Below are 26,996 nucleotides of genomic sequence, written 5' to 3' on the forward strand. Positions count from 1 at the left end.
AAGGAGTGTAAATCATGTTCCCCTTCCAGCTACTTTTTTTTCTTATTTTATTAGTTTAAGTACTTCATTTGCAATATCACGGGCGGCATTTGGTTTGGCTAACGTTTTTATTTGCTGGCTTAACTGCTGTTGTTGGGCCGGATTCGCCAGCAAATTCAGGGCGGCTGTAACAAGTTCCTCGCGAGCCACCCGGTCGTTGACGAGCAGAGCCGCATTATGCTCAACCAAGCTCATTGCATTTTTTGTTTGGTGGTCTTCAGCAGCTGCCGGGAAAGGTACCAAAATGGCTGGGCGTCCTACCAAGCATAATTCTGACACAGACAAGGCACCCGCCCGCGACACAACCGAATCGGCAATGGCATAGGCTTTATCCATCTCATAAATAAAATCATATGCCTTAATCAATGTTGATCCAGTTGCTGCTACGGCTGTTCGTGCCCGCTCAATAAAGGCTGGCCCGGTTTGCCAAATTACCTGAATGCCCGCATCGACAAATCGCATTAGGCCCGCTTCTATGCTTTCGTTTATTGTTCGCGCTCCCTGACTGCCACCAATAATTAGCAGCGTCGGACGGTTACTGTCTAACTCAAACAGCTTTCGACCGGCTTCCACTTGTTGACTGGCAAACTGGATGTCGCTACGAACTGGGTTGCCTGTTAGTTTAATCTTGTCGATTGGGAAAAACGTATCCATACCGGGATAGGCCACGCAAATGCGTTTTGCCCAGCGGGCAAGTACTTTATTGGTCAGACCGGCGTAGGAATTCTGTTCCTGAATGAGGGTAGGTATCCCTTTCATTGAGGCTGCTAAAAGCAAAGGACCGCTGGCATAACCGCCCACACCCACGGCTGCATCGGGCCGAAAGTCATGGACAATTTGTCGCGCACGAATCAAACTCCGACCTAATTTGAACGGAAACGCTAAATTTGCCAATGTCAATTCGCGTTTAATTCCGACAACCGGCAACCCCACAATAGTATAGCCAGCACGAGGAACTTTTTCCATCTCCATCTTACCTTCGGCCCCAACAAATAGAATCTTTATAGCCGGGTCAATTACCTTAAGTTCGTTGGCAATGGCAATTGCTGGGTAAATATGCCCACCAGTACCGCCCCCACTAATTATAACGTTCATAATGATTAGTAACTGGTAATTAATGGTCAGACAAATGGGCTCGTTCTACATAAGCCACTATCTGCCAACCACTAAATTTTGCTTTCGTCGGCTTCGTCTCGACTGACGCTTAATACAATGCCGATAGCTAAACCGGTGAATATGAGCGATGTACCACCCATACTTAATAAAGGCAAGGGCTGGCCGGTTACGGGAGCCAGGCCAATGGCTACGCAAATACTGGCAAAAGCCTGAAAAACAATGCTAAAAGTTAATCCCGCCGATAGTAATCCTCCAAAGGGTCGTGTCGCTTTTTGGAGGGTTTTCATCCCTCGCCACAAAAACCACAGATAAGCAAGCACTATCGGAATTCCCCCAAGTAACAAGCCGTATTCTTCGACGATGATAGCATAGATGAAATCAGAAAATGGATTCGGCAGGGTGTTTCGCTGGTGACTATTACCCGGCCCCTGACCAGTTAGTCCACCGTTTGCCAGCGCGATATAAGACTGCTCGACCTGGTAAAAAATGGTATCGTGATTCATGAAATTTTTCACCCGGTTCGACGCCGTGCCGAAGCGCTGTCCCGCTGCTAAGGCTATTCCGCCAAACAGTACGCAAACAGCAATCATGTAGCCCAAGTAGCGAACGGGTACCCGGCCAATGTACATCAGCAAGAAGCAGGTTGCCCCCAATAAGAGGGCGGTTGAGGTATTTGAGAGAATGATGAGTGAGCAAATGACGCCAATCCAGAGAATCAGGTTAAACAAAACAATGGGGTCGCTCATGAAGCGTTGCCGCTTCGCCAACATAGCTGCCAGATTGGAAATAAGGGCTAGTTTAGCCAAATCGGAAGGCTGGAACGTTTGATTAATTATCGGAATCGTAACCCAGCGCGAAGCATCATTTAGGTTTGTACCTTTAAAAAATGCCCATAATAATAGTGGAATAGAGAGCCATAAGCCGTATTTTGATAGACGGGCGTAGTAAACGTAGTTGATCTTATGGGCAAAATAGGTGCAGGCTAATCCGATAAGCAGGAGAGACCCATGTTTAAGCAAAAAGACTTCGGTATTGCCGTCGAGTTCGCGGAATGCCTTTGTGCCGGTCGCGCTATAAACGACCAATACACTCATAATGGATAGATAAAGGACAATCCACCAAATTTGGCGGTCACCTTTGAGATGTGTACGAATCCAGTTTCGAAGAAACATGTTTTTTATGATGGGTTAAGCTTTAAGCGTGATAAGTTAAAAATTGTTGCAGTCTCTTACGCTAAACTTTACCCGCCTACTTTATCATTAAGGTTTTAACCGCAGCTTTGAACTGGTTGCCCCGGTCTTCGTAATTTTTGAATAAATCAAAACTTGCGCAGGCGGGAGCTAACAGCACAACGTCGCCGGGTTTCCCCCACTCAAGTCCTTTCGCTATTGCATCTGCGATGTCCTGCGTCTCATAAATAGATGAAATCGTACCACCGAAGTAATCTACTAATTTATGATTGTCTACGCCCAAACAAATCAGCGCTTTTACTTTACGGCGTACAACTTCGTCCAACTGGCTATAATCGTTGCCTTTGTCTAAGCCACCGGCTATCCAGATTGTTGGCGCGTCCATACTTGACAGCGCATAAAACACCGAGTCTACATTAGTGGCTTTCGAGTCATTAATAAATTGAATCCCATCGACGGTTCCAGCTGGTTCTAGCCGGTGAGCCGCATTTTGAAAGGTTTTTAGACCGGCCTCAATTGCATCGTTCTCTACACCCACCGACTGCGCAACTAATATAGCCGCCAGCATATTAATGGCATTATGCGACCCACGTAGGGGAGTGTCGCTTTGTAGAATGGAGAAAGAATGCTCGTTGTTTGTTGTGATTAATTGACCGTTCGTTACGTAGCCACCGGGCGAAAGGGCCACTTGCAATGAAATAGGTAGCATATTCACAACGGGTTGCCGCTCAGCCAGTTCATCCATAATGGGCTGACTTTCTGTGAAATAAATAAAATCATCTTTAGGACGGGCATTCTGTAAAATCCGAAATTTTGATGATACGTAGTTCTGGAAATCGTAGTTGTACCGGTCGAGGTGATCGGGTGTGATATTAAGCAGCACCATTATGTCGAGATGCGTTTTATACATGTCGTCTAACTGAAAACTGCTTAGTTCCAGCACGAAATAATCGAAGGTGTCGGCAATGACTTGTTCAGCGAAACTGTCACCAATATTCCCCGCTAGCCCAATGTTTAGCCCTGCTGATTTGAGAAGATGGTATGTTAGAAGAGTAGTGGTGGTTTTGCCGTTGCTGCCAGTTATGCCAATAAGCTTGGCGTTCGTGTACCGGGCGGCAAACTCAATTTCCGAAATAATGGGTATGCCCTGCGCCTGGAGCTTTTGTACAAGTGGAACCGTAGCCGGAATTCCGGGACTTTTCACAACCTCGTCTGCCTCTAAAATACGCTCTTCGGTATGTTGACCCTCTTCAAATGGAATGCCTGCTGCCTGAAGAGTGGCTCGATAACTTTCTTTGAGTGCCCCTCTATCTGACAAGAATACCTCGAATCCCTTAGCTTGAGCCAGCAAAGCAGCACCAACACCACTTTCGCCCCCGCCAAGAATAACTATTTTCTGAATGGACATAATAAGACCGTACAACTGGCAAAATAAAGCATAAATGAAGAAGCCCTGTCTATAAGCCAGGGCTTTTGGGTTAAAAAATTTAAGATATGTTTTCAGGCTTTAACTTTATGCATTGCCACAAAATCAGAAGCTGGGGCTGTAACTAACCTTGAAAGAAGACCTTGATCTTATTCTTTAGGAGTTAGTGACTTCGATAAATGGGCACGATTCGCCAGTTTCACAATCAGGAAAATAACCCAGGCAATGAGTAAGAATTGTATAAATGTATTCAGAAAATTACCATAACGAATAGCAACTTCGGGCGCTGTACCAACCGCTTCTTTCAGCACAATTTTTAATTGACTAAAATCAACACCACCAAGTAGTAATCCCAATATGGGATTAAAAATGTCTTCGACTAATGAGGTAGTTATTTTACCGAAAGCCGCGCCAATAATGACGCCAACGGCTAAATCCAATACGTTACCCTGAGCAATGAACGTTCGAAATTCACTTAACATGAGGCCAGTTGATTTAGGTTAGATTTTTTTTGGTGCTCAAGTTATATACTGGTGATTTTAAATCAAAACCGGCCAGGCAATGGATCAGTCGCTTTGAGCGGGTCTTTTTTCTTCCGAAATGAACTTAGATTATACGAGAGCCCAAGAGCCAGCGTTTGCTGAATCTGTAATTCAGAACTAAAATCTTTATTATACAAGGCAATCAGGCCAAAAGTAGTATTCAAATATCTACTTATTTTAGCGGTCAAAATAAGGTCGAGCCGGTGGTTGATATTATCAAGTTGTGAATACTCTGTAAAGATCTGATAGCGAGCGCTTAATGATACGTTTTCGCTTAGGTTTTTATTCAAGGCAGCCTGTAATTGAAACGCCAACCACTCAGTTCGGACGCTTTTCCCTGGGTCTACACCGTAGGCTTTTTGGGTAGGGTCAAGAACATATAAACCAGTTACGGCATCCTGCCGCACCCGAACACTCTGATCAGCTAAGAAAGTGAAACGGGGCGCTATTGGGCTTATCCTGAGGGCAAACCAGTCAGTAGGTTTATAAGCTATACCAGCGGCAAGTGTAAATTGAGCAGGTGCAAAAAAATTGGATACCTTCAGACTTGTCTGGTCGGCAGGCAATTTATCATACCGATAACCGGCGGCAAAAAATGTATTGAACGTCCCGGAAATAAATAAATCCCATTTAGGGGCTATTTTGTGCCCTAAGACAGAAATCAGGATAATTTGGTCGGCTGCCTTACGAGTGTTCCCTAACTGAGTCACGTAGCCCAACTGAAGATCAGCGGTATTGTCCCAGGAAGTTTTCCCCTTTTCATACAAAGCACGAGCAGCCACAACACCACCTACTGCGATTGAGTTAACACCTCCACCCGACCAATTACTGAATGATGCCTGGTTGAAATTGACTCCGCCACTGAATGAACGTTGCCAATATGAAGTGTCAATTCTTACCGCTACGGTGTCTTTGAAGTTTGTAGTAGCTCTGAGCGAATCTTGTGCTATTGCATTGTTCAGGCATAACCAGCTAGTGAGAATAAATAGTAGGATTTTTTTCATATGTTATTCAGGAAACACCCTTGTTATCTTAAACTAATCAATTGGTTGAAACACCTCCACCTTTTTCGTTTGTAGCGTCTGGAGAGGAACTACGGTTGTGGTTTCGCCGGTACGAAGGGTTAGCGACATTGTATCAATCTTCAATATTTCACCCTTAACATCATCTACCTGAATTATTTGGCCTTCCTGATACTTGTTCTTTGTGTAAAAGGATGACAGAATGTTAGCCATCACATCGCGCGAAGCAAAGCCATAACCAATAGCAAATGCGAAAATAACTCCGCCAATAATAAGGTTGAAACTTGATTCGAGCAATTCGGTATTGATACCTGCCTGTCCGAGCGCACTAATGATAGTAATGATTAGGAAAAAGACAAAGACAATCATGCTCAGTAAACGACCGGAATTAATATTGAACGATTGACATAAATTTAGTACAGCTCCCCGTAATGTATCTGCCAGTAAAACACCCACTTGCAACATAATGGCAGCGGCAATTAATTTGGGAATAAAATTCACCAGCGAAGATACCATTTCGGTTATTGCTGCTACGCCTAACGTTTCGGTTGCGGCTGTGATGAATACTAACAGAATAAAATAATAGAGAACTTTAGAGATAATTTCGCTTAACTTAATTTCGGTTTTAAGCTGTTTAATAATACTGATTTCGTTCAGCCGATCCCCAATCTTATCGAAACCCACCCGGCCCAAAACCCGCCGGACGATGAATGAGGCCAGTCGGGCAACGCCCACGCCAATGATCATCACAACGACAGCGCCCAGTATACGGGGGACGAAATCAATAAACTGGTCAATAAGAGTTTGAAAGGTATTACGTAAAATTTCAGTCAAATTTGGGAGCTGATTCATAAGGGAGGATTTGTATTGTCAGAAGTTACCTGAGATGGGCTTGCCAGGGCTGAGGCCAGACCGAATAAATCACCGACGTAAAGTTCTATGACGGTGATGACGTTCCGAATAAGATCGATTTCGGAAATCAACTCATTTTTCAAATGAGGAGGACAGGTAGCATCTGATTCGAGTTCTTTAAATGGGTTTGGATTTTCCATAAGTGTTATTGGCGAAAAGGCCAGCGAATAGATAGAGCGACTTTGATGGCTATCAGCAACCAGAATACAGCTCCTTCAAGGTAATGCTTGCGCAGTTTGTCGCGCGAACGCTTGAGCCGCATCTTTACTGCACTCTCCGTCAATCCATTAAACGTAGCGAGTTCACGAATGCTAATATCATCCTGATACTTCATCAGAAGCATGGTTTGCTCTTCGGGTGGGAGTCGATGTAAGGCTCGTTCAAGTTGCTGAGCTTCCAATTCTGCCAGTTCGGACAACCCATCGTCCTCGCCAACATCCAACCGCTCCCAGCCATCATCCATATGAACTTCCCGGCGCAGATTATATGACCGTAACTGATCCGTACAATAGTTGTATGTTATTGAATATAACCAAGTTGAAAATTTAGACTGCTCCCGAAAACTACTGAGTTTGACGACTAATTTTAGAAAAACATCGTGTGTTAGGTCTTCTGCACGGATCGTATCTTTCGTGAACGACAGGCATTTTCGATAAACTTTATCGCAATAGCGTTCGTATAATTGCTCAAAATATATGTTTCGCTGTGTCTCGACGTATAATCGAACTAGCTCCTCATCCGACATCATACTTCAATTTATACGGTGGTGACTGATGAGACCTGAAACCATATAAGAAGTAACATTGACCTTAATAATTAATAATAAAAAGAAACGTCCCTACCCCTATATCAGAAACAAAAAAAATACCCGACTTTTCAGCCGGGTATTTCAAAAAGAAATGTACTATAAGATATTAACCAATAGACACCCGCTTGAAAGCAGATACAGTTAATCCTTTGCTAGTTTTATCTAATAGTTGGGAGATCGTTACCGAGTTATCTTTTACAAATTCCTGGTTCAGCAACGTATTCTCTTTGTAAAATTTGTTAAGCTTACCCATAGCAATTTTCTCGAGCATGGCTTCAGGCTTTCCTTCCTGACGAGCTTGTTCTTTACCAATTTCGATTTCGCGCTGTACGATAGTAGCATCAACGCCATCTTTGTCCAAGGCCACCGGCTTCATAGCAGCAATTTGCATGGCGATGTCTTTACCTACTTCGGTTACGTCAGTACCGTTCGTGTTTGTCAGACCAACCAATACGCCTAGTTTGCCATTCGAGTGAACGTAGGATACTACTTTGTCAGCAGACACCGTTTCATACGACGCTATTTCTACTTTTTCGCCGATTTTGCCCATCAGGTCTGTAATGTGATCCTGAAGCGAACGGCCATCAGCCTGAGAGGTTGCTAACAGAGCCGCTTTATCAGTGGCTTCTGTGGCAACAGCCGTACCTAATATTGCCATCGCCAGATTCTGGAAATCAGCTACTTTCGAAACAGGCTCGGTTTCACAGGCTAATCCTATTACGCGACCCATTGTACCGTCAGGGCTAACGTGCGCTAATACAATGCCTTCTGCCGTTGCATTATCAGCCCGTTTATCGGCTATTTTCTGACCATGCTTGCGCAGAATTTCTCTTGCTTTTTCAAAATCGCCATCGGCTTCGGTGAGGGCTTTTTTACAGTCCATCATGCCGGCTCCGGTCTCTTGCCGAAGTTTATTTACGTCAGCAGCGGTAATTGCCATAGTAATAGGTGATTGTCTTTTAAGATTGTCAAAAATTAGTTGGGACTCAATAAATTGTATCCCGAAATGGAATAGCCCATAGCGGCTGGCTACGGGCTATTCTGCAATGGAATTATAAATGTTTTGCCATAGCGGTTGTAAAGTCATAGGGTTTTTGCCCACACAGAAACCGGACAACTTTACTACTTCTTTATGCTTCCTGTCCGTCTTCTTCAGCAACAGCGGCTGGTGCAGATGTGGACTCAGGCTGAGTTTCACCTTCTGCCTTAGCTTGAGCCAGATCGTCAGTGCGCTTGGTTTCTTCTTCTTCCTGAACGCGCTGATCGTCTTTATCCTGCTTCCGCTCCATCAGACCCTCTTCAATAGCTTTGCCAATGGCAAGCGTAATTAGAGAAATCGACTTATAAGCATCATCATTAGCTGGAATGGCGAAGTTAACTTCTTCGGGGTTCGAGTTCGTATCGCACATAGCAAATACGGGAATACCCAAACGGTGAGCTTCGGCAACAGCAATGTGTTCACGTTTTACATCAACGATGAAAAGAGCGGCTGGCAAACGAGTTAGATCGGCAATACCGCCTAATACGCGTTCCAGTTTCTCTTTATCACGGCTACGAGTTAAACGCTCACGCTTGGCAATACTCTTGACGGTCTCCTCGTCTTTCAGCATTTTGTCCAGCGTTTGCATTTTCTTCAGCGATTTGCGGATCGTAGCGAAGTTCGTTAACATCCCGCCCTGCCAGCGGTCAGTTACGTAAGGCATTTTCAGGCGACGCGCTTCTTCCGAAACGATTTCCTGAGCCTGTTTCTTTGTTGCGACAAACATCACTTTCCGGCCTGAGCGAACGATACCTTTAATAGCATTCGACGCTTCTTCCAGCGCAGCAACCGTTTTGTTAAGGTCAATAATATGGATACCGTTCTTCTCCATAAAGATGTACGGAGCCATCCGGGGATCCCACTTACGCGTAAGGTGGCCAAAATGCACACCAGCGTCTAAGAGGTCTTTATATTCAATTTGTGCCATTTTCGAATTGAAAAATGAATGTTATAAAAAATATGCAGCACCACCCGTCGGCATCATCTAAGGGCAGTCTGGACAATTTTGCGTAGGACTGGGATATAGCGTTTAGGATAAAACCCAAGCTATTTGCGACAGACCTACTGCCAATGTTAGCGTTTCGAGAACTGGAAACGACGACGGGCCTTTTTCCGGCCTGGCTTCTTCCGTTCAACCATACGCGAATCCCGAGTTAAGAACCCTTCTTTTTTAAGAGCGGGACGGAACTCAGCGTTCAACTCGACTAGTGCACGAGCGATAGCCATACGGGTAGCTTCGGCTTGACCGGCTACACCACCACCGCGAACGTTTACTTTTACGTCGTAGCCACCAACACCGTTAACAGTTGCAAACGGCTGGTTCAGAATGATTTGCAGTACTTCGGTAGGAAAATATTGTTTGTAATCTTTTCCGTTCACCGAGATGGCTCCGCTGCCCGCCGACATGTAGATGCGGGAGATGGCAGTTTTACGGCGACCAATGGTATTAATACGATCCATTATACTTAAAATTTAACTGCTGTGGGTTGCTGAGCCTCGTGCGGGTGTTGCTCACTAGCGTAAACATACAGGTTGGTATACAACCGCCGACCAAGTCGATTTTTCGGCAACATACCTTTCACGGCGTGTTCGATGATGCGCTCGGGGTGTTTTTCAAGCAGCAAACGGGGCGATGTGAACCGTTGTCCACCGGGATAACCCGTGTGGCGAGTGTAAACTTTGTCGGTCATCTTAGCACCAGTCAGGCGAACCTTATGGGCATTGATGACAATCACGTTGTCTCCGCAGTCAACGTGCGGAGTGAAGTTGGTTTTGTGTTTGCCGCGAATCAGGCGTGCGATTTGGCTGGCCAGCCGACCGAGCACTTCACCCTGAGCGTCAACCACAATCCATTCCTTCTGTACCGTTGCTTTGTTGGCAGAGATGGTTTTGTAACTGAGCGTATTCACTGTTATGGAGACTAATTGTTTGATTTGTAATTACTTACCTGCATAAAAAACAGGCCCATCCTGAAACGGGAGTGCAAATATAGGTGGTATAAGGCTGAAAAACAAGGGTATAATGAGAATTCCTAGCTACCGTAACTTTAGGGTGGCTAAAGCCAATACGGCCAGCATAATACCAATAATCCAGAAGCGTGTGACGAGCTTGGCTTCATGGTATCCTTTTTTCTGAAAATGGTGGTGTAAGGGTGACATCAGGAAAATTCGCCTACCCTCGCCATACTTTCGTTTGGTGTATTTAAAGTAACTAACCTGCATAATTACTGACACTAACTCGACCAGAAAGATGCCGCAGATAAGTGGAATCATCAGTTCTTTTCGAATGGCCAGTGCCAATACGGCAATCACGCCACCCAGCATTAAACTGCCTGTATCGCCCATGAATACCTGTGCCGGATAGGAGTTGTACCACAAAAAGCCAACACATGCCCCCACAAAGGCCGCACAGAAAATTACCAGCTCGCCAGAGTTGGGAATATACATGATGCTTAGATACTGCGAGATGATTTTATTGCTTGACAAATAAGCGAGTACGCCTAATGTCAGGCCAATAATGACGGAAGTTCCAGCCGCCAACCCGTCAATACCATCCGTAATATTTGCCCCGTTTGAGACAGCCGTAATAATAAAAATACAGACTATTACATAAACAATCCACGTATAACTGTCCGGTAGAAACCCAAATAAGAGCGAGCTGTAATCGAAGTCATTGTTCTTGATGAAGGGTACTGTCGTTAGCGTTGACTTGATGTCGGTGTAAACGTCGGGAACAGTCGACGTACTAAGCAATCGGGGTGCGTAGACCCGAATTTTAACGTAGTCGTTGAAATAGAGTGTTAACCCAACAATAAGACCCAGGCCAATTTGTCCGACCACTTTAAATTTTCCTTCCAGTCCTTCTTTATTCTTCTTAAAAACTTTTATGTAATCGTCTATAAAACCTATTAATCCCGTCCAGACAGTAGAGACAAGGGCTAAAATGACATACACATTGGAAAGTTTAGCGAACAATAAAGCCGGAATTAGCAACGAAGCCAGAATAATAAACCCACCCATCGTTGGGGTTCCTCGCTTCTGCATCTGGCCTTCCAGCCCTAGGTCGCGGATAGATTCACCAATTTGAAGGTTGCGTAATGTATCTATTATACGCCGACCGAAGATGGCCGCAACGAGCAATGAGGTGATAACAGCACCAAGCGCGCGGAACGAAATGTATTGAAAAACGCCCGCACCAGGGAAGTTATAGCGTTCATCAAGAAACCGGAAAAGGTAATAGAGCATTATAAATAGCGAAAGAGTGAAAGAGTGAAAAGGCGGTTTTGCTCGCTCACCCTTTGATTCAGGCCAAAGTTACTGATTTCAGCGTTTTGTGAAAGCTTCCCGAAGTACTACCCGGTCGTCGAAGTCGTATTTAATCCCCTTTATTTCCTGATACGTTTCGTGACCTTTACCCGCCACCAGAATTATATCGTGCGGGCGAGCTAGAGAAATGGCCTGCTTAATGGCTTCGTGTCGGTCTTCAATCGTAGTCATTTTTTTTACATCAACCGGCGAAACACCGGCCTGCATCTGTTCCAAAATGGCCATTGGATCCTCGTTGCGCGGATTGTCCGAAGTCAGGATAACGTGGTTACTAAACCGGCAGGCTATATCGGCCATAATCGGGCGTTTAGTAGCATCGCGGTTGCCTCCGCATCCCACCACTGTAATAATTTGTGGCAGGTAATCCTGTTCGTCGCTGTAGCGTAGACCATTGATGGTTTCCAACACATTTTGCAGCGCATCGGGGGTGTGCGCGTAGTCGACGATACCCACAATTTTATCGTCCGAAACAACCTGCTCGAACCGGCCTGGTGGGGGTGTAATTCCCGATAGTAACGTCAGTGCTTCAGCCGGATCTTCGCCCAGCAGAATAGCCGTACCGTACACACTAAGAAGGTTATAGGCATTAAAGCGACCGATGAGTTTGAACCAGACTTCGCGGTCGTCGATAAACATATTCAGCCCAAATAGACTATCGGCAATCACCTTTCCCTTAAAGGTAGCCAGGGTTAGGAGCGAGTAGCTTTCTTTACGGGCGGCTGTGTTCTGGAGCATTACCAAACCGCGCTTGTCATCCACGTTCGTCAGGGCAAAGGCCGAGGCCGGGAGTTGATCGAAGAAGCCTTTTTTTGCTCGGATATAGTTATCGAATGTGCCGTGGAAATCCAGATGGTCGTGGGTGATGTTCGTGAAAATTCCCCCTGTGAATGACAATCCTGCAATTCGCTCCTGCACCACCGCGTGCGAACTGACTTCCATAAATACATGCGTACACCCGTGCGCCAACATCTTCGTTAGTAGTTGGTTTGTCGTAATCGCATCGGGTGTGGTGTGAGTGGCTTGTATTACTTCATCGTCAATCTGATTCTGAACAGTCGATAATAGGCCGCAGCGATAGCCTAATGATCGAAACAACCGAAAGAGTAACGTTGCTACGGAAGTTTTTCCGTTCGTACCCGTTACACCCACAAGTTTAAGTTTCTGTGAGGGCTGGTTGTAAAAATTGGCTGCTACAAAACCCATTGCCCGAGCTGAATCCTGCACACGAATGTACGCCACCGTTGGGGCTGGATCTGCTGGAAGCTCTTCGCATACTATAGCTTCTGCACCCTGCCGAATAGCCGTTTCAATATAAGAATGACCATCGGTGAGGGTCCCGCGTACTGCTATGAACAGACTACCAGGACCGACTTTGCGCGAGTCCATCGTTAGGCTCGTCACATCGGTGTTCATGTTGCCCGATGTAGCCAACAGGGGAATTTTATAGAGGAGATCTTTGAGTTGCATTCGCGGGTTGAACGAACCGTTCGTCCGTTTATCGGCTGCAAAAAAACGAGTTAGGGGCGGAATTGCCTAATTTTTCTGACCATGTTTACCCCAGCGTCAGTGTTATCACGTTGCCTGACGCTTTTTCAATTCCTAATCCTGGCGCTACCGACTGCTCTTTTACCTTGCCCCGCCCTTCAACCAAAACACGGAAACCCCGGTTTTCGAGCAGAAATAAAGCATCGCGCAATGTGAGGCCGCGTACGTCGGGTACACGGTCAGAGCGAGTTGGGCGGGCTTTCCAGCGACCATTCGAGGCTGTTTCAACCCAACCTTCGGTGGATGGTTCGTTATTGATATTCAGCGTTGAATTAATGGTATGCAGATCATCGGCATAACCTGCCACCAAGTCCGTCGATGAGCGTGGTTGCGACGTATTTGCTCGAATGGGCGCGTGCATCCGAATGTCGTAAGCGACAATTCGGTCGGCTACTGCCTTAAACACGGGAGCGGCAACTGCACCGGCATACAGCAGGTCTATATTGTCGCCCTGTGGGCTATCGACAACCGTAATCATGCTATACTTGGGGTTATCTGCCGGAAAATACCCGATAAATGAGGTGTAATATTTACCGACCTGATATTTGCCGTTCACAATTTTCTGGGCTGTACCCGTCTTTCCGGCAATGGCATAATGTGGGTTGTTAATGTGCTTGGCGGTGCCATGCTCGACCACGCCCCGCAATAATTCCTGTGCCTTTCGAGCAGTCTCTTTCGAGCAGATCGGTTCGGCGGCTATATAAGGTTTATTATCTTCAATAATCTCATCAGCCAGCTTAATTTGCTTAACAAGAACGGGCCGAACCCAGCGCCCCCCATTGGCTACGGCATTATAAAAAGCCAGCATTTGCAGCGGAGTAATCTGCATTTCATACCCATATGACATGGAGGTTAGGGATACTTTGCTCCACCCTTTCATATCAGGATTGCGTACAACAGGCATGGCCTCACCTTTCATGTGAATACCTGTCGGTTGGGTCAGATGAAACCGACGCAGGTACTGACAATAGAGGTCGGGGCGGCTGTAGAAATAGCTGCGCATGAGCAAGTGAATGCCGACATTTGACGATTTCTCGAAAACCTGTCGGGCCGTAATCGTTCCTTTACCCGTCCGGCTGGCATCGTGAATACCCAGGCCATGATAAGTCATTGACCCATTGCCAGTGGCAACCGGTTGGTTGAGCGAAATGGCTTTTTCTTCCATCAGGGCCATCATCGTCGCTAGCTTAAACGTTGACCCAGGGTCGGTGCGCCCTGCCAGTGCGTGATTAAAATTCTCGACGTAATGGTTTGGTCCACTGCTACTACTCTGTTTCGTTAAGTTAGCCATTGCCCGAATTTCGCCGGTGGCCACTTCCATCACGATCACACACCCTTTGGCTGCGTTGTACTTTTCGAGGGTCGAGCGTAGTGCCGATTCGGCCATGTCCTGGTAGTTGACGTCAATCGTCGTGTAGAGGTCCATGCCCGGTTCGGGTCTCATTTCGGGGCCATCATCAACGGGTTTACGCACCCCACCAGACAATACTTCAACCAAACCGACGGCATTTTTACCCGCCAGTGCGGGCTGAAAACTAGCTTCCAATCCAATTAGGCCCCGGCCAGTTTTGGCGTCGAGGTTACCAATGGTTCGTTCAGCCATCTGATCGAATGGATGATAGCGTTCGTAATAAGCGCGTAGCACACCGCCACGAGCTGCCACCTTCGCCGATGACCGAAAAAACGGCCATTTAAGCATTTTCTGTCGTTCCTGAAACGTAACGCGCCGACGATTCAGCAACACATACCGGCGTTTACGAATACGAGCGTCCCGAACGAGGTCGGCGTAGTCACGCGCGGAGCGGTCTCCATAAATTTGAGCAAGAAGTACGCCAAGCGAATCTACTTTTTTAGCAAAGTACTCAGGCTTGGCCATTGTTGGATCAAGGCCCACAACGTAGGTTGGTAAAGACGTAGCCAGCAAGCTGCCATCATTGGCGTAGATATTCCCACGCATGGCCCGAATCGTATCCCGCTGGATGAGGGTTGAGGCTACGCGTTCACTCCAGAACTTACCCTTTAAATCTTTCTGAAAATACTGCACAGATACGAGCCGTACTACAACGCAGATAGCCAGAAAAATAACAAAATAAAAGACGTGATTTGCCCGCTGAATGATGTCCTGCTTAATGTTCATTGGTCCTGACAACAATTTTATTGGGTGGAGTTTGGCTATCGGCAAGGCCAAGAATTTCGACGCGCTTACTAATTTCGGATTGCTTGCCGCTTTTGTTGAAATCGGCCTGTAGGACGGTAAACTGCGACCGCAATTCGTCGACCTGAGCTTTTGTGCGCTGATTTCGGCGAACCAGCCGTTCGGCGTTATGATTCAGGCCAATGTACAGAATGAGCAGAAACGTGACCCACAGAATACGGTCGATATGCTGAATCGGCCAGGCATTATCTTCCCCGAAAAGGCGGTCTAAACCAATGAAATCATTGAGCCATGAGGCTAGCCGAAGCTTACGCCGTTGTTTCTTTTGTTTGGCTATACGCTCAGGTTGTCGGAAGGTATTTTTAGCCATGATGGGTTAGGGTGCGATGTAAGTACAAAGAAACAAAACATCGTCACGGGTCCCGCCCGCCACTAGCTAAATTTTGTAAAAACCTACTTAACTCACTCTTTCCATCGCCATTCGTTGGCAATTTGCAGGGGTGTACGTAGGCCCTGGGTCACAAGGTAGTCGCGTGTTTGGGCATCTGTCTGCCGACGGGTCGGAATATCGTCAGCGTCGGCCAGGGCGAAGAGCAGCATAGCCGAGTAGCGGACGGTATTCTTCAACTGGTTGGCATTGACAAGGTTAAGACGGTCGCAATTAGCGTGATAACAGTCAAGCACTTCTTTGGTTAGGTGGCCGTTCATACCCGCGACCGGCACACCCTCGAGCATAAACGGCTGGTGGTCGGAGTGCAGACCCGCCTGGTTTTCCATTTGATTGGCAAATTCCGGTTCAACTTCTTTTATCGTTTCACCAACCGTATTCAGAAATGAAGTCATGTCGTTCCTGCCAAAAGCGTTCAAGCCGGTGGGATCATTGGTCATATCGAGGTTTATCATGTAGCGCACCTTGTCTAACTGACCCGCCTTTTTTAGATTCTCGACCATTGCCCGCGAGCCAAGAAGCCCCTGTTCTTCACCCATAAAAAGGACGAACTCAACCGTTCTCTTAGGTTTCAGTTTCAACGCTTTAAATGTACGGGCAATGTCTATGATAGCAAATGAACCGATGCCGTTGTCAATAGCACCCGTGGCAAGGTCCCAGGAGTCTAAATGTCCCCCGACAATGATTTTTTCTTCGGGATACTTAGAGCCTTTCAGGGTAGCAATTACATTACGAGCGCGTATTTTGCGGCTCATATTCGTCATGTCAATCTGTGCGTGGAGTTTTTCGTGTTCCTCCTGCATCCAAGCCCGTAGTGCCTGCCCACTTTCGAGCGAGATACAAACTGATGGAATCGAAATCAATTTTCCCGTTACAGAAGCGGTGCCCGTCAGCAATACATTACCCGGCACCAGATTCACCATAATGACGCCCGTAGCCCCGTATTGAATGGCAAGCGCCGTTTTTTCAGAGCGATGCAGGTTCCTGGCCCCTTTGGTTGGAGCAGCCAGACCAATATTCACTAAGGCTACTTTTCCTTTTAGTTTTGTTTTCAGCGCGGCAAAATCACCTTCCAGTCCGTTCCCCACATCCACAATTTCACCCTTGACATGCGCTTCGATGGGCGAATGGGCTAACGCCACAACCGGAACATCCCGAAAATTGTCGCTTTTGTCGGGCACGACGGCCAACGTAACCGTGTCGCGCATCCAGGCCTCAACTTCAAATGGTTCATAACGAACTTCCTTAAATCCATAGGACGACAGCAGGTCGAAGGCGTAAGTTTCGGCCCGTGTTCCATTGGGGCTACCCGTTAGGCGGTGTCCAACCCGTTGGGACGCATCGGCAAGTGTTTCGTAGGCGCGGCTATGTTCGCGTACCTCGTTGTTAATACGGGTAAATGTCTTTCGGAAGGAAAGGGTATCTGGATAAAAAGCGGTTAGCGTACCGGCAGTACCGATACAGAACAGCACGAGCCGAAAGCGAGGCACGTAAATTGTTCGGGCCATGAGAAGATGGGTGGTAGAATTCTTGGTTAAAGATACAAAAAGGAATGCTGATTTTTTGATGCTGAATGATTAGACACGAAGTCTTGTCAAAGCGTTTAGTCGATTTGAATCTTTTTTATGTAACCTACGCTTATGCTCCTGTTTTCGATTTGTTTTGGTATAAATGATGGTCGATGAAGCTTTCCTGAGTAGAGATAGAGGGGCTGGTCATACGTTGTGATAATCGGTTGATTGAGCCTTCATCGGTTTTAGTTGAACCATCAGCCGTCCAGCCAGCCAGTCGGGGTCAATGCCAACCACACCAAAAACGCGGTCCCAACTCCGCTCGAAACAATGAGCCGCATCCGGGAAGGATACTGATACGGCTAATGCCCGCTCATAGAAGGATACTGGTTTTCGATGTAAAATGTTGCGGTGGATGGCAAATTGAGCGCCCAGCACAAATGTATAAAGGTCTGGACCATCCGTGTCAAACAGGGCGCGGTGGAACCCGCGCAAATCAAGGCCGCGCCCGTCCTCATTTTTGCTCCAGGGCTTGAATAGCCGATGGCCCTGATTATCGTCAGTATCAATCAAATGGCCGAGCCACCGAAATTCGACTGGATTGGGATCAAACTCACGCAGTGTTTTTTTGAAATCGTAGGCATGGTCGAAAGGCTTGCCCTGGCAGAATACCGTCCACTCGGCCAGCGAATCGTACCGACTGACGAGGTGATGCAAATACGTATGCGCTTCTCGCCCGATGTTAGGTAGCGCAATGGCGTCCCCATCTATTAACCCATCGGGACTTTTGTCGTACACTGTTTTTTGCCAGCCTGTGGGCACGTTGCGTAGCCAATTTAAGTTTTCGGTATAGTGGGCAACGACGAGTTCGGGCATGGCAAACCTATAAGGTTTTTGAAACCGTATAGGTTTCGTTAATCCATACCTTATTTTTACGGATAATCTTCAGAAACGAACCCCAGCGACAGACTAGTATGAAACGGACTTGTCTACTATTTACTATCACACTCACGCTACACAGCATGACACAGGCACAAAATACAGGCGTACCAACAGCACCATCCAATACGGCCCCCAAAGCGGCCATCAAACCTAAAGAGCTCATTACCAATGGCCATAAACGAACTGATAATTATTATTACCTCAACGAACGCGAAAACCCGGAGGTTGTCAATTATCTGAAAGCCGAAAATACCTATCTCGATCAGGTTCTCGCCCCTGTCAAAGACTTGCAAACCAAGCTGTTTGAGGAGATGAAAGGGCGCATTAAGCAACAGGATGAATCGGTGCCCTACAAAGAAGGTAACTATTACTACTACACCCGATATATTACGGGTGGAGAGTACCCAATTTACTGTCGCAAAAAGGGGTCGCTACAAGGTGCCGAAGAGATTATGTTCGATGGTAATGTATTAGCGAAAGGCCATAATTATTACCAAATCGGTGGTTTCGAGGTGTCGGACAACGACGAGCTGGCCATTTTTGCGGAAGACACCGTTAGCCGTCGGCTCTACACCCTGCGCGTTAAGAATCTGAAAACCGGCAAGATTTATCCCGAAGCTATCAAGGATACGGAGGCTGGTAGTTTTGCGTGGGCAACTGATAATAAGACGCTTTTCTACATCAAAAAAGATCCGCAGACACTACTCGGTTATCAAGTTTACCGGCACGTTTTGGGTACTAACTCTAGTGCCGATGTGCTGGTTTATGAGGAAAAGGATAACCAGTTTTACATGGGGTTGGGCCGCTCGAAATCAAAAAAATACATCGAGATTAGTTCCGACCACAACGGCGTTGCAACCGAGTCCAGACTACTGGAAGCCAATAAACCATTAGGGCAGTTTACCGTCTTTTTGCCTCGCGAAAAAGGCCACGAGTATGAAATAGTACATTACAAAGACAAGTTTTACGTTCGTACCAATTGGAAAGCTGAAAACTTTCGGCTGATGGAAGTTCCGGAAGGAAAAACTATGGACCGGGCGGCCTGGAAAGAAGTGATTGCTCACCGGCCTGATGTCTACCTAGCTAATATGGATGTATTTGCCAATCACCTCGTGCTGGGCGAACGTAAAGCGGGCCTGACCAGTATTCGGGTTATTAATCAGCAGAACAAGGCCGATGAATATCTTGATTTTGGCGAACCGGCTTACGTTGCGGGGATTGGTTATAATCCAGATTTCAACACGAATATCCTGCGTTATAGCTACTCGTCGCTGACGACGCCCAACTCGACCTTCGATTACAACATGGATACGAGGGTGAAAGTCCTTAAGAAGCAACAGGAAGTGCTCGGTGGTTTTGATAAGAACAATTACGTTTCGGAGCGATTTTATGCCACCGCCCGCGACGGAGTGAAGGTGCCAGTTTCTCTGGTTTACCGCAAAGGCACGAAGAAGGATGGCTCGGCTCCGTTGCTGCAATATTCCTATGGCTCATATGGCTACTCGACTGATCCCGGCTTTAGTTCCACACGCCTAAGTCTGCTCGACCGAGGGTTTATTTTCGCCATTGCGCACATTCGGGGTGGGCAGGAAATGGGACGCCGATGGTATGAAGATGGCAAGATGCTGAAAAAGAAAAATACGTTCAACGACTTCGTAGACGTGTCTGAGTCTCTCATCAAAAATAAATACACCAGTTCGGATAAGCTCTTTGCTATGGGCGGCAGCGCGGGCGGTTTGCTCATGGGCGCCGTTATTAATCAAGCTCCGCAACTGTATCGGGGCGTGGTGGCGGCTGTGCCGTTTGTCGATGTCGTAACGACGATGCTCGATGAAAGTATTCCGCTGACGACGGGTGAGTTTGAAGAGTGGGGCAATCCAAAAAACAAAGAATATTACGATTACATGCTGTCGTACTCGCCCTACGATAATGTTGAGAAGAAAGCTTATCCGAACTTGCTCGTAACCACCGGCTTACACGATTCGCAGGTGCAGTATTGGGAACCTGCCAAGTGGGTCGCCAAGCTCCGGGTTATGAAGACAGACAACAATCAACTTTTGCTTCATACGAATATGGAAGCGGGTCATGGTGGCGCATCGGGCCGATTCCAGGCGCTTAAAGAAATAGCGTTGGAGTATTCATTTATACTGAATCTGGTTGGTGAACGGCAGTAGACGAAGTTCTTCCATGCGTAAAATTAGGTTTTCTATCATTCGACCGGACTACAGAGTTTCGGTCGAATGATAGAAAATTATTATCTTTTTGTGCTGATTTTAAGCGTAATCCAATAGAACTAGTTGACATTTTCTAGCCACCCATAACTAGATCAAATCCCAGCCTTTGCGATAGTCCCGCGACAATAGGGCATTGGCTTCGGAGTTATGCCGGAATTTTTCTTTGCGAGCGTTCCACTCCAATGGTTGGCCAAGCCGATAGGAAATCAGGCCGAGGTGCATTGGCATAGTCATTTGCCGGGCATAGGCTAAATTCGACTCAGGCTGCTTACGCGATTTTACAGAGTTTATGAAATTCTGCTGATGACCCGGCGACCGTTCGAGTGTAATGGGAATTTCGGCAATATCGCTCATGACTATGCCATTTATCGTGATTTCCCGGGTGTTATAATCGCAAAGCAGTGTTCCTTTATCCCCCTCGAAATAAGCACCAATACCCCGTTTTTCGGCACCTGGTACGTTGGGGGGCGTATTGGTCCAGTGTAGCGACAAACCCTCAAATTCGTAGTCTATATCTATCCACTTGGGCGCATCCCCAATGCCTTCGGGCGCTTCGCCTTTGGCCTTAATACTTTTCAGGCCCGTAGGATTAATGGCCCACCAAACCACATCGGCAATGTGGCACTAGAAATCCTGAAATACGCCCCCCGAATAATCCAGAAAATAGCGGTAGTTGAAATGGCAACGTTCAGGGGTATACAATGAAACCGGAGCGGGTCCCTGCCACATATCCCAGTTCAGCGTAGACGGTGGTGTTTGGTAATTGGCTGGACCCAACACGGGCGGGAAGCCCGTTTTCCAGAGCCGTACGGTATGCACTTTGCCAATGGCCCCGGCCTGAATCAGCTCGACAACACGGTGGTAGTTATCGCCCGCGTGAATTTGGGTCCCTAACTGAAAAATTCGGTCGTAGCGGTTAACGGCCTTCAACATTTTCTGGCCTTCCCGAACATTGTAGGATAGTGGTTTTTCGCCATACACATCTTTCCCCGCCTGAAACGCCATGATGGCGACCTGAGCGTGCCAATGGTCGGGGGTAGCGCAGGTGATGGCGTCAATGTCTTTACGGTCAAGTAAATATCGAAAATCAGGATATGTTTTGGCCGTGGTATTGGGCTGCAACGTTTGTAACGTGCTTAACGCTTTGCCTAGATGTGTCTCGTCCAGATCGCACAGGCCAACTACCTCCACTTCGGGGAGTTTAGCAAACCAATTGAGGTGATTAGTGCCCATGCCGTTCAGACCGATATGCGCCACCCGCACCCGGTCGCTGGGAGCAACTTTGCGCTTTAGGCTCGGAAATAGGGCTAAACTAAGGGCAGCCGCGCTACCTTGTTTTAGGAAATTACGTCGGTTCGATTGGAGCGTCATAGCAAAAGCAGCAGGTTGGGTTGACTAGCTTAACGTAGTCTCTACTTCTAATGCCAATACTGTGATCTATCTACTGTAAGAAAGGTTGATTTCGGCAGGATAGTACCCTTAGTTGGGTTAGTGAAAAACGTTTTTGGACCATATAAAGGCTACGATAAATGTGATAATTGCGCCAACGGGCCCGAAAATGAAGATACTCGTCATACTGGCTTCAACAGACCGATCATGGCCGTTTGAGGAAAGTTTGAGCAATAAAAAATAACCAATGGCCGCAATGACTACATAGCCAATGAGAGCCGCGAGTAAGCCAATACCGACGTGTTTCATGGATGATTTTTTAGTTAGTGAGCGCAAGTCGATACCTACCTGTACGACGGCTGCTGATGGTACTACCGCTCAGGAAAGGGCTGGCCGCCTTCTGGCGTTTTTCTGAGTCAACTAGGATGTCAACGGTATTGAAGGGTTTCGTATCCCCCCGCAGATAGGATAAGGGAATCGTGTATGACCCATTACCCGACCTAATGGACGTACTTAAATAATCAGATTCTTGTGTACTGCTCCGCTCATACTGTACAGTATTCCACTTATCGTGCACCCTATTGCTTTTTGAGATTTTTAGCTCCGTTGCCGATGTTTCACCCTGCCAGCTTTTCCAATGGTTAATCAACCAATTGTGGGGTTCCACTGCCTGCCATCGCAAGGTTAACGGCTGCTGACGGGAGTGGGTAACGGGTACGGGAAAAAGCATTGATGTAAGGTCGGGCTGGGGCTGAATCTTGCCTACTTTATATTCCCTGCCATCTGTAAGCACGATGGTAATGGCGTACGTGGAGTCGGCATTTATAACCGTAGATGTGTCCGTAAGTTGGTAGTGAGGGTATACACCGTAGTAATTTGACGACCCATTTGTAAGGCGTAGCGCCTTACCATTCACCTTTATCAGAATCTGCTGGTTAGCCACTGTTTGGTCTTTATTGTCCTTAATATAGGCCAGAATACTTTCGTTCGTGTTCCCCTCATCGCCTGTTGAACGGGATATGATAACGTTGATACGAAGACGTGCCGGGTCTACCACCACCCCGGACGACAGAGATGAATTGCCACAACGGATGAACAGCAAACTTAATGGAAAGAACAAAATTCGCAGGATGATGTGTAGGCAGTGCGTCATGGATTCTATTCCTCGCTTGGCGCGGTCAAAGGCCGATAGTTACTCCTAATTAATAGTGGATAGGGACTGTAAAAAATTAAGATATAATCCCGATAGGAAAGGTATCTTCGATTTCTATAAACTTAATAACCAAATCTTTAGCTCTGAGAATGCTCCTGCAAAAGAAGCAGTTTGGTTTACGGCGCTGGCGTGATTAGTCAATGCATTTAAAGTTAGGGTGCAGGCCACCAGACCGGGATATTTACGCATATATAGCTCAACCGTTGAGTCGTCCAGCCAGCGCACGTTCGACGCCGACCAGACATCAGCGTTGAGGTTGAAAAGGCTGACATTGTCACTAACCCGGATTAGGTAAGGCTGATCAATCCAGTGGCTCATTCTAACCTCGTAGCTTCCAAAGCTCACTTTATATCGACGGTCCGGCGAAAAGATGTCTTCCACTAATGTAGAGAGATGGTTATAATTTAATTGCCCTTACACGGCAAACGGGAGTTCATATTCTTTGGTAATTACCTTGGAACTACGCGTTTTCACGGCTACTTTAGCTTTAAGAGGTGAGCCAAGCACCAAGTAGTTTTTTACAAACTGATTTTCGTGAACCATCCACGAATTGTCTTCGAGTAAATACTCATCATCAGCATCAGTTTTTGACGCCTGATAGATCCAGCGCTCTGTGATCAGGGGTTCGTAATTTACCGTTTGGCCCATGTATAAAACTTGGATACCGGGTACCGATTGGTTTCCCATCTCTGTGCAGTTAACGATGGTGATCGTCAACGATGAGCCATCTTCCAGGTCTTTGACGGACCATTCATCAAGTATAGTTTTTTCGTTTGCCATTGTATTATAGTAAGTAAGAGAGTTTAAAAATCAGGCAGTAAAGAAGTGAATTAGCGGTGGCGCAGAAGTACAGAAATAGTTGTTTAGCGAGCACAAAACAATATCACCTGCTGCCGCCGTCAACGCAGGAATTGACAACGGGTAGAGATAAATGAATAAGTAGTCGATTTTACTGGAATAGTCTCAGCAGCTGACCAATGGTACCTTGGGGCTTTAAGGCCGCAGATTGGTTCAGACGGAACGCTTGGCTGTATAGTCAGGCGTTTTTAGTAGGTAATCAGGGGTAACTGAATAATTACCTTAGTGCCCATCGGTTCGTTGGCTTCGTTCACTTTGTCGATCACATCGACGCGAGCCTCTTGCCCGCTGCGCTGACTCATGAGTTGCAACCGATCTTCCGTTACTTTTAGTCCCACACTTTTATGCGAAGCCACCGTTTTGCTCTTTAATTCGATGGCTTTCTGCCGCCCAATGCCATCATCTTCTACCACACATTCCAAATATTGGTTGACCGGTTTTAGGCTAATCAGAATTGTACCAGGGGTCTTTTTGTGGGCCATGCCGTGCAAAATAGCATTCTCGATATATGGCTGAATAATCATTGGTGGAATCTTGGTTCTTTCCTGTTGTAAAATTGGATCGATTACTATCGAGAAGTCGAACTTGCTGTTGAACCGCAGTTGCTCCAGCTCTAAATATAGCGTCAACTGATCCAGTTCGCTGGCTAACGTCACCCATTCTTGCCCCGAGTTATCCAGAATCAGCCGCATAAGCCGGGCAAATTTGACAAGGTATTTATCGGCATTATCACTGTCATTCTGGAGTACAAACAGCCGAATCGCATTTAGAGAGTTGAACAAAAAGTGCGGATTCATCTGCGAACGCAATGCTTTCAATTCCGATGCTGCCAAGCGTTCACGGAATTCACTTTTGTCTCGATGCTCCTGCTGTATGGTTTCATCACGTCGTTTGGCAACCACTAAAATCAAGGTAATCAGTGTAGTAAGGCTACCGATCCGAAACCACCAGGTTTGCCAGAAGGGCGGTTTGAGGTGTAATGGCAAACGATAACCGCGTCGGTTCCAAACGCCATCGTTGTTTGCCGCGATAACGTGCAATACATAGTCGCCGGGGGGCACGTTTGTGTAACTGCCAAATGGCCGATTGCCTGCCGAATTCCAATGATCCTCGAACCCTTCGAGCTGATACGCATACTGATTGCCTTCAGGATGGTCGAAATTCAGCGAAGCCATATCGAAGGAAAATGCATTCTGGGTGTAATTGAGAACAACTGTTTGCGGAGTCGTTTGGGAACCTTGTAAAAATTCCTGATCGGTGCTTCGAAGCGACGTTAGATAAACGGGGGGCACGAAACGGTTCAGGCGGATGCGGTCTGGCTGAACGTAAACCAATCCGCGCATAGCCCCAAAATAAAGTCGGCCCGCCGAATCCTGTTTGGCCGAGCCCGACTCAAACTCCGACGCAGGACTGCCATCGGCCTCATCGAAAACCGTGAATTTGAGTTGGCGTGTGTCAACACAGGCTAACCCCCGGCTTGTTGTTACCCAGAGTGAATCGCCTGCCATTAACAGGGCCGCTATATCGTTGTTGGGCAACCCGTGTTGGGTTGTATAGACAGTAAAGCGGCCCGTTTTCTGATCCAGACGGGCCAGGCCATTGTCAGTACCTAGCCACATTCGGCCTGAGGCATCCTCCGCAAAGTCAGTCACCCCATCGTCGGGCAAACTATACCGGTCATCTTCCTTGTGTACGTACTGCGCTACTAGTCGTAAATCGGAGCTTATTTTATAAACAGGCCCCAAGCCGCCTACCCACAGGTTATTTTGACGATCTACGTAAAGCGTATTGTAATTTTTTCCTGGTAACCGGCGGATGCGCTCATCGTTAAACTGGTTACGAAATGTGTGGCGATTCGGATCGTAAATAGTTAGCTTTTCATCTGTGCCGACGAAGATGCGGCCATTCGCGCCTTGAGCAAGATTGAACACTTGATTTCCAGCAACAAACAGATGTTTTGTTGAGTCAAATTCCGGATATTGAGTTGGACTTTCTGGCGTAGGCAGACACCGTATTTGGTCAAACTGTTGCGTAGATGAATTAAAGCGATCAAGCCCTTTGGCACTACCAAACCAAACTTGCCCACGTTGATCGATTAGCACACAATGCACCAGATTTGACCTGAGGCTGTGCGGGTTGGTTGGATCATGGCGGTACGAGTGGTAGCGTTGGGTTTTCGGGTCGATCCACACTACCCCGTCGTGAGTAGCAACCCAAAGACGATTCTGCCGGTCGATTGCGAGCCGCGATGCATCGAGACCTAATGAAGAGGCTGGCCGGTAGCCAACGTCGTCGAAGAGTGAATGAAACTTCTCCACCGTTGGGTTGAACCAGCTTACGCCCGCATCATCTGTAACGGCCCAAACAACGCCACTCTGGTCTTCAAATAAGTCCCTGACCGAATTTGAGCCCAGACTGCGGGGATTGTTCTCGTCATTCAGATACACCGAAAATTGATTTCGAATGGAATCGTACCGCTGGATTCCTCCCCCCAAAACGCCTACCCACAGGTCGTGAGTTTTGGTGAAAAGTATCGAAGAAATTGGATGATTAGCCTGCAACGGTAGTTGCCGAAATGCCCGTGTAGCTGGATTAAGCTTAGCGATATGGCCTTCATTTGTACCGATAAACAACTCACGAGTAGTTGGATGAATGGCCAGTGCCGATACATAATCATTTGGTAACGAGGCACTATTGGTTTCGTCATGGTGAAAGACCTGGAACTGCTTTGTGCGTTGGTCGTAGGCATACAGACCCGCCTGAGTAGCGATCCAAAGCGTAGACCCATCTACTAGTAGTCGCCGGATGGTATTCGCTCCCAGACGAGATGCGGAATCTGCCGGAAGCGTCAACAGGCTGAATTTTCCCGTCGTTGGATTGAGTAGCACAAGACCACCATTTGTGGCCAGAAACAGGGTGCCGTAACTGCCTTCGACTATGTTGCGAATGAGATTGCAGCCTATCCCCAAATGCGAAAGTGAATATTGTTGAAATGTCTGCTTGTCAGGCTCGAACCGGTTCAATCCCTCCTGTGTGCCAACCCAGAGCGTTCCATTTTTTGCCGTAAATACGCTCCGTACAATACGATTCGAAAGCAAATGAGCACTTCCGGTCTGCCGTGTATATGTCAGACAGCGCAGTCCGTCGAAGCGGTTCAGACCGTTGACTGTGCCGACCCAGATGAAACCAAGTTTATCCTGCGTGATAGACATGGCATAATTAGCGGCCAGTCCCTGCCGAAGGGTAAGGTGTTGAAACCATTGCGTGGATGGAGGAGCCAT

General features: G+C 47.1%; 26 protein-coding genes. 1 reads left to right on the plus strand and 25 read right to left on the minus strand.

Annotated features, from left to right (window positions below):
- Positions 1–42: 42 nt before the first annotated feature.
- From murG to ACFS25_RS03230, 18 genes are all read right to left on the minus strand, one after another.
- Positions 43–1,134 carry an undecaprenyldiphospho-muramoylpentapeptide beta-N-acetylglucosaminyltransferase gene (gene murG / locus ACFS25_RS03145; RefSeq protein WP_381496945.1) on the minus strand — a complete coding sequence of 364 codons (1,092 nt, stop codon included), beginning with the start codon at positions 1,132–1,134 and terminating at the stop codon, positions 43–45.
- A gap of 71 nt (positions 1,135–1,205) precedes the next feature.
- A complete protein-coding gene (locus ACFS25_RS03150; protein WP_381496946.1) occupies positions 1,206–2,327 on the minus strand; it encodes an FtsW/RodA/SpoVE family cell cycle protein in 1,122 nt (373 codons plus the stop codon).
- Between the two features lie 76 nt (positions 2,328–2,403).
- Positions 2,404–3,753, minus strand: a complete 1,350-nt coding sequence (gene murD / locus ACFS25_RS03155; RefSeq protein ID WP_381496947.1) for a UDP-N-acetylmuramoyl-L-alanine--D-glutamate ligase — start codon at positions 3,751–3,753, stop codon at positions 2,404–2,406.
- Between the two features lie 167 nt (positions 3,754–3,920).
- On the minus strand, positions 3,921–4,253 hold the full coding sequence (mscL, locus tag ACFS25_RS03160) for a large-conductance mechanosensitive channel protein MscL (RefSeq protein ID WP_381496948.1): 333 nt from the start codon (positions 4,251–4,253) through the stop codon (positions 3,921–3,923).
- A 62-nt stretch (positions 4,254–4,315) separates the two neighbouring features.
- The gene (locus tag ACFS25_RS03165; protein ID WP_381496949.1) at positions 4,316–5,317 is read right to left on the minus strand and encodes a DUF3078 domain-containing protein; all 1,002 of its coding nucleotides are present in this window, start codon (positions 5,315–5,317) and stop codon (positions 4,316–4,318) included.
- 33 nt (positions 5,318–5,350) lie between these two features.
- Positions 5,351–6,187, minus strand: coding sequence for a mechanosensitive ion channel family protein (locus ACFS25_RS03170; RefSeq protein ID WP_381496950.1), 837 nt, complete (start codon positions 6,185–6,187; stop codon positions 5,351–5,353).
- A complete protein-coding gene (locus tag ACFS25_RS03175; protein ID WP_381496951.1) occupies positions 6,184–6,387 on the minus strand; it encodes a hypothetical protein in 204 nt (67 codons plus the stop codon). Before ACFS25_RS03175 ends, ACFS25_RS03170 begins: the two co-directional genes overlap by 4 nt.
- Positions 6,388–6,392: 5 nt before the next feature.
- Positions 6,393–6,995, minus strand: a complete 603-nt coding sequence (locus ACFS25_RS03180; RefSeq protein WP_381496952.1) for an RNA polymerase sigma factor — start codon at positions 6,993–6,995, stop codon at positions 6,393–6,395.
- A gap of 166 nt (positions 6,996–7,161) precedes the next feature.
- Complete coding sequence (gene tsf, locus ACFS25_RS03185; RefSeq protein WP_381496953.1) at positions 7,162–7,995, minus strand: translation elongation factor Ts; 834 nt, start codon at positions 7,993–7,995, stop codon at positions 7,162–7,164.
- Between the two features lie 190 nt (positions 7,996–8,185).
- On the minus strand, positions 8,186–9,022 hold the full coding sequence (gene rpsB, locus ACFS25_RS03190) for a 30S ribosomal protein S2 (protein WP_381496954.1): 837 nt from the start codon (positions 9,020–9,022) through the stop codon (positions 8,186–8,188).
- A 146-nt stretch (positions 9,023–9,168) separates the two neighbouring features.
- A complete protein-coding gene (rpsI, locus tag ACFS25_RS03195) occupies positions 9,169–9,555 on the minus strand; it encodes a 30S ribosomal protein S9 (RefSeq protein WP_093825819.1) in 387 nt (128 codons plus the stop codon).
- A 5-nt stretch (positions 9,556–9,560) separates the two neighbouring features.
- Positions 9,561–10,004 (minus strand): 50S ribosomal protein L13, encoded by a 444-nt coding sequence (gene rplM, locus ACFS25_RS03200; protein ID WP_381496955.1) that lies wholly within the window; start codon positions 10,002–10,004, stop codon positions 9,561–9,563.
- A 126-nt stretch (positions 10,005–10,130) separates the two neighbouring features.
- A complete protein-coding gene (mraY, locus tag ACFS25_RS03205; RefSeq protein WP_381496956.1) occupies positions 10,131–11,339 on the minus strand; it encodes a phospho-N-acetylmuramoyl-pentapeptide-transferase in 1,209 nt (402 codons plus the stop codon).
- Between the two features lie 78 nt (positions 11,340–11,417).
- Positions 11,418–12,887, minus strand: a complete 1,470-nt coding sequence (locus tag ACFS25_RS03210; protein ID WP_381496957.1) for a UDP-N-acetylmuramoyl-L-alanyl-D-glutamate--2,6-diaminopimelate ligase — start codon at positions 12,885–12,887, stop codon at positions 11,418–11,420.
- 85 nt (positions 12,888–12,972) lie between these two features.
- Complete coding sequence (locus tag ACFS25_RS03215; RefSeq protein WP_381496958.1) at positions 12,973–15,102, minus strand: penicillin-binding protein; 2,130 nt, start codon at positions 15,100–15,102, stop codon at positions 12,973–12,975.
- A complete protein-coding gene (locus tag ACFS25_RS03220) occupies positions 15,092–15,490 on the minus strand; it encodes an FtsL-like putative cell division protein (RefSeq protein WP_381496959.1) in 399 nt (132 codons plus the stop codon). Before ACFS25_RS03220 ends, ACFS25_RS03215 begins: the two co-directional genes overlap by 11 nt.
- 92 nt (positions 15,491–15,582) lie before the next feature.
- Entirely contained in the window at positions 15,583–17,076 is a 1,494-nt protein-coding gene (locus ACFS25_RS03225; protein ID WP_381496960.1) for a M20/M25/M40 family metallo-hydrolase, read from the minus strand.
- A gap of 207 nt (positions 17,077–17,283) precedes the next feature.
- Positions 17,284–17,955, minus strand: a complete 672-nt coding sequence (locus ACFS25_RS03230) for a DUF3431 domain-containing protein (protein WP_381496961.1) — start codon at positions 17,953–17,955, stop codon at positions 17,284–17,286.
- A 146-nt stretch (positions 17,956–18,101) separates the two neighbouring features.
- Between ACFS25_RS03230 and ACFS25_RS03235 the strand changes: the two genes are divergently transcribed.
- The gene (locus tag ACFS25_RS03235; RefSeq protein WP_381496962.1) at positions 18,102–20,195 is read left to right on the plus strand and encodes a S9 family peptidase; all 2,094 of its coding nucleotides are present in this window, start codon (positions 18,102–18,104) and stop codon (positions 20,193–20,195) included.
- 147 nt (positions 20,196–20,342) lie between these two features.
- On the opposite strand, the gene ACFS25_RS03240 is transcribed toward ACFS25_RS03235, so the two are convergent.
- The 7 genes from ACFS25_RS03240 to ACFS25_RS03270 all read right to left on the minus strand — a co-directional run bounded on the left by ACFS25_RS03240 (position 20,343) and on the right by ACFS25_RS03270 (position 26,996).
- Complete coding sequence (locus tag ACFS25_RS03240; protein ID WP_381496963.1) at positions 20,343–20,864, minus strand: hypothetical protein; 522 nt, start codon at positions 20,862–20,864, stop codon at positions 20,343–20,345.
- 15 nt (positions 20,865–20,879) lie between these two features.
- Positions 20,880–21,626 (minus strand): Gfo/Idh/MocA family oxidoreductase, encoded by a 747-nt coding sequence (locus ACFS25_RS03245; protein WP_381496964.1) that lies wholly within the window; start codon positions 21,624–21,626, stop codon positions 20,880–20,882.
- A gap of 117 nt (positions 21,627–21,743) precedes the next feature.
- Positions 21,744–21,953 (minus strand): hypothetical protein, encoded by a 210-nt coding sequence (locus ACFS25_RS03250; RefSeq protein ID WP_381496965.1) that lies wholly within the window; start codon positions 21,951–21,953, stop codon positions 21,744–21,746.
- A gap of 10 nt (positions 21,954–21,963) precedes the next feature.
- Positions 21,964–22,797, minus strand: a complete 834-nt coding sequence (locus ACFS25_RS03255; RefSeq protein ID WP_381496966.1) for a hypothetical protein — start codon at positions 22,795–22,797, stop codon at positions 21,964–21,966.
- Between the two features lie 114 nt (positions 22,798–22,911).
- Positions 22,912–23,238, minus strand: a complete 327-nt coding sequence (locus tag ACFS25_RS03260) for a hypothetical protein (RefSeq protein ID WP_381496967.1) — start codon at positions 23,236–23,238, stop codon at positions 22,912–22,914.
- Between the two features lie 33 nt (positions 23,239–23,271).
- Positions 23,272–23,637 carry a hypothetical protein gene (locus tag ACFS25_RS03265; protein WP_381496968.1) on the minus strand — a complete coding sequence of 122 codons (366 nt, stop codon included), beginning with the start codon at positions 23,635–23,637 and terminating at the stop codon, positions 23,272–23,274.
- Between the two features lie 266 nt (positions 23,638–23,903).
- Positions 23,904–26,996, minus strand: coding sequence for a ligand-binding sensor domain-containing protein (locus tag ACFS25_RS03270; protein WP_381496969.1), 3,093 nt, complete (start codon positions 26,994–26,996; stop codon positions 23,904–23,906).

Origin of the sequence: Spirosoma flavum, from assembly GCF_042686045.1 — a bacterium.
GTDB lineage: Bacteria > Bacteroidota > Bacteroidia > Cytophagales > Spirosomataceae > Spirosoma > Spirosoma flavum.

Coding starts and splice junctions, on each gene's coding strand:
- murG (WP_381496945.1), bottom strand. CDS start 1,134: ATGAACGTTATAATTAGTGGGGGCGGTACTGGTGGGCATATTTACCCA.
- ACFS25_RS03150 (WP_381496946.1), bottom strand. CDS start 2,327: ATGTTTCTTCGAAACTGGATTCGTACACATCTCAAAGGTGACCGCCAA.
- murD (WP_381496947.1), bottom strand. CDS start 3,753: ATGTCCATTCAGAAAATAGTTATTCTTGGCGGGGGCGAAAGTGGTGTT.
- mscL (WP_381496948.1), bottom strand. CDS start 4,253: ATGTTAAGTGAATTTCGAACGTTCATTGCTCAGGGTAACGTATTGGAT.
- ACFS25_RS03165 (WP_381496949.1), bottom strand. CDS start 5,317: ATGAAAAAAATCCTACTATTTATTCTCACTAGCTGGTTATGCCTGAAC.
- ACFS25_RS03170 (WP_381496950.1), bottom strand. CDS start 6,187: ATGAATCAGCTCCCAAATTTGACTGAAATTTTACGTAATACCTTTCAA.
- ACFS25_RS03175 (WP_381496951.1), bottom strand. CDS start 6,387: ATGGAAAATCCAAACCCATTTAAAGAACTCGAATCAGATGCTACCTGT.
- ACFS25_RS03180 (WP_381496952.1), bottom strand. CDS start 6,995: ATGATGTCGGATGAGGAGCTAGTTCGATTATACGTCGAGACACAGCGA.
- tsf (WP_381496953.1), bottom strand. CDS start 7,995: ATGGCAATTACCGCTGCTGACGTAAATAAACTTCGGCAAGAGACCGGA.
- rpsB (WP_381496954.1), bottom strand. CDS start 9,022: ATGGCACAAATTGAATATAAAGACCTCTTAGACGCTGGTGTGCATTTT.
- rpsI (WP_093825819.1), bottom strand. CDS start 9,555: ATGGATCGTATTAATACCATTGGTCGCCGTAAAACTGCCATCTCCCGC.
- mraY (WP_381496956.1), bottom strand. CDS start 11,339: ATGCTCTATTACCTTTTCCGGTTTCTTGATGAACGCTATAACTTCCCT.
- ACFS25_RS03210 (WP_381496957.1), bottom strand. CDS start 12,887: ATGCAACTCAAAGATCTCCTCTATAAAATTCCCCTGTTGGCTACATCG.
- ACFS25_RS03215 (WP_381496958.1), bottom strand. CDS start 15,102: ATGAACATTAAGCAGGACATCATTCAGCGGGCAAATCACGTCTTTTAT.
- ACFS25_RS03220 (WP_381496959.1), bottom strand. CDS start 15,490: ATGGCTAAAAATACCTTCCGACAACCTGAGCGTATAGCCAAACAAAAG.
- ACFS25_RS03225 (WP_381496960.1), bottom strand. CDS start 17,076: ATGGCCCGAACAATTTACGTGCCTCGCTTTCGGCTCGTGCTGTTCTGT.
- ACFS25_RS03230 (WP_381496961.1), bottom strand. CDS start 17,955: ATGCCCGAACTCGTCGTTGCCCACTATACCGAAAACTTAAATTGGCTA.
- ACFS25_RS03235 (WP_381496962.1), top strand. CDS start 18,102: ATGACACAGGCACAAAATACAGGCGTACCAACAGCACCATCCAATACG.
- ACFS25_RS03245 (WP_381496964.1), bottom strand. CDS start 21,626: ATGACGCTCCAATCGAACCGACGTAATTTCCTAAAACAAGGTAGCGCG.
- ACFS25_RS03250 (WP_381496965.1), bottom strand. CDS start 21,953: ATGAAACACGTCGGTATTGGCTTACTCGCGGCTCTCATTGGCTATGTA.
- ACFS25_RS03255 (WP_381496966.1), bottom strand. CDS start 22,797: ATGACGCACTGCCTACACATCATCCTGCGAATTTTGTTCTTTCCATTA.
- ACFS25_RS03265 (WP_381496968.1), bottom strand. CDS start 23,637: ATGGCAAACGAAAAAACTATACTTGATGAATGGTCCGTCAAAGACCTG.
- ACFS25_RS03270 (WP_381496969.1), bottom strand. CDS start 26,996: ATGGCTCCTCCATCCACGCAATGGTTTCAACACCTTACCCTTCGGCAG.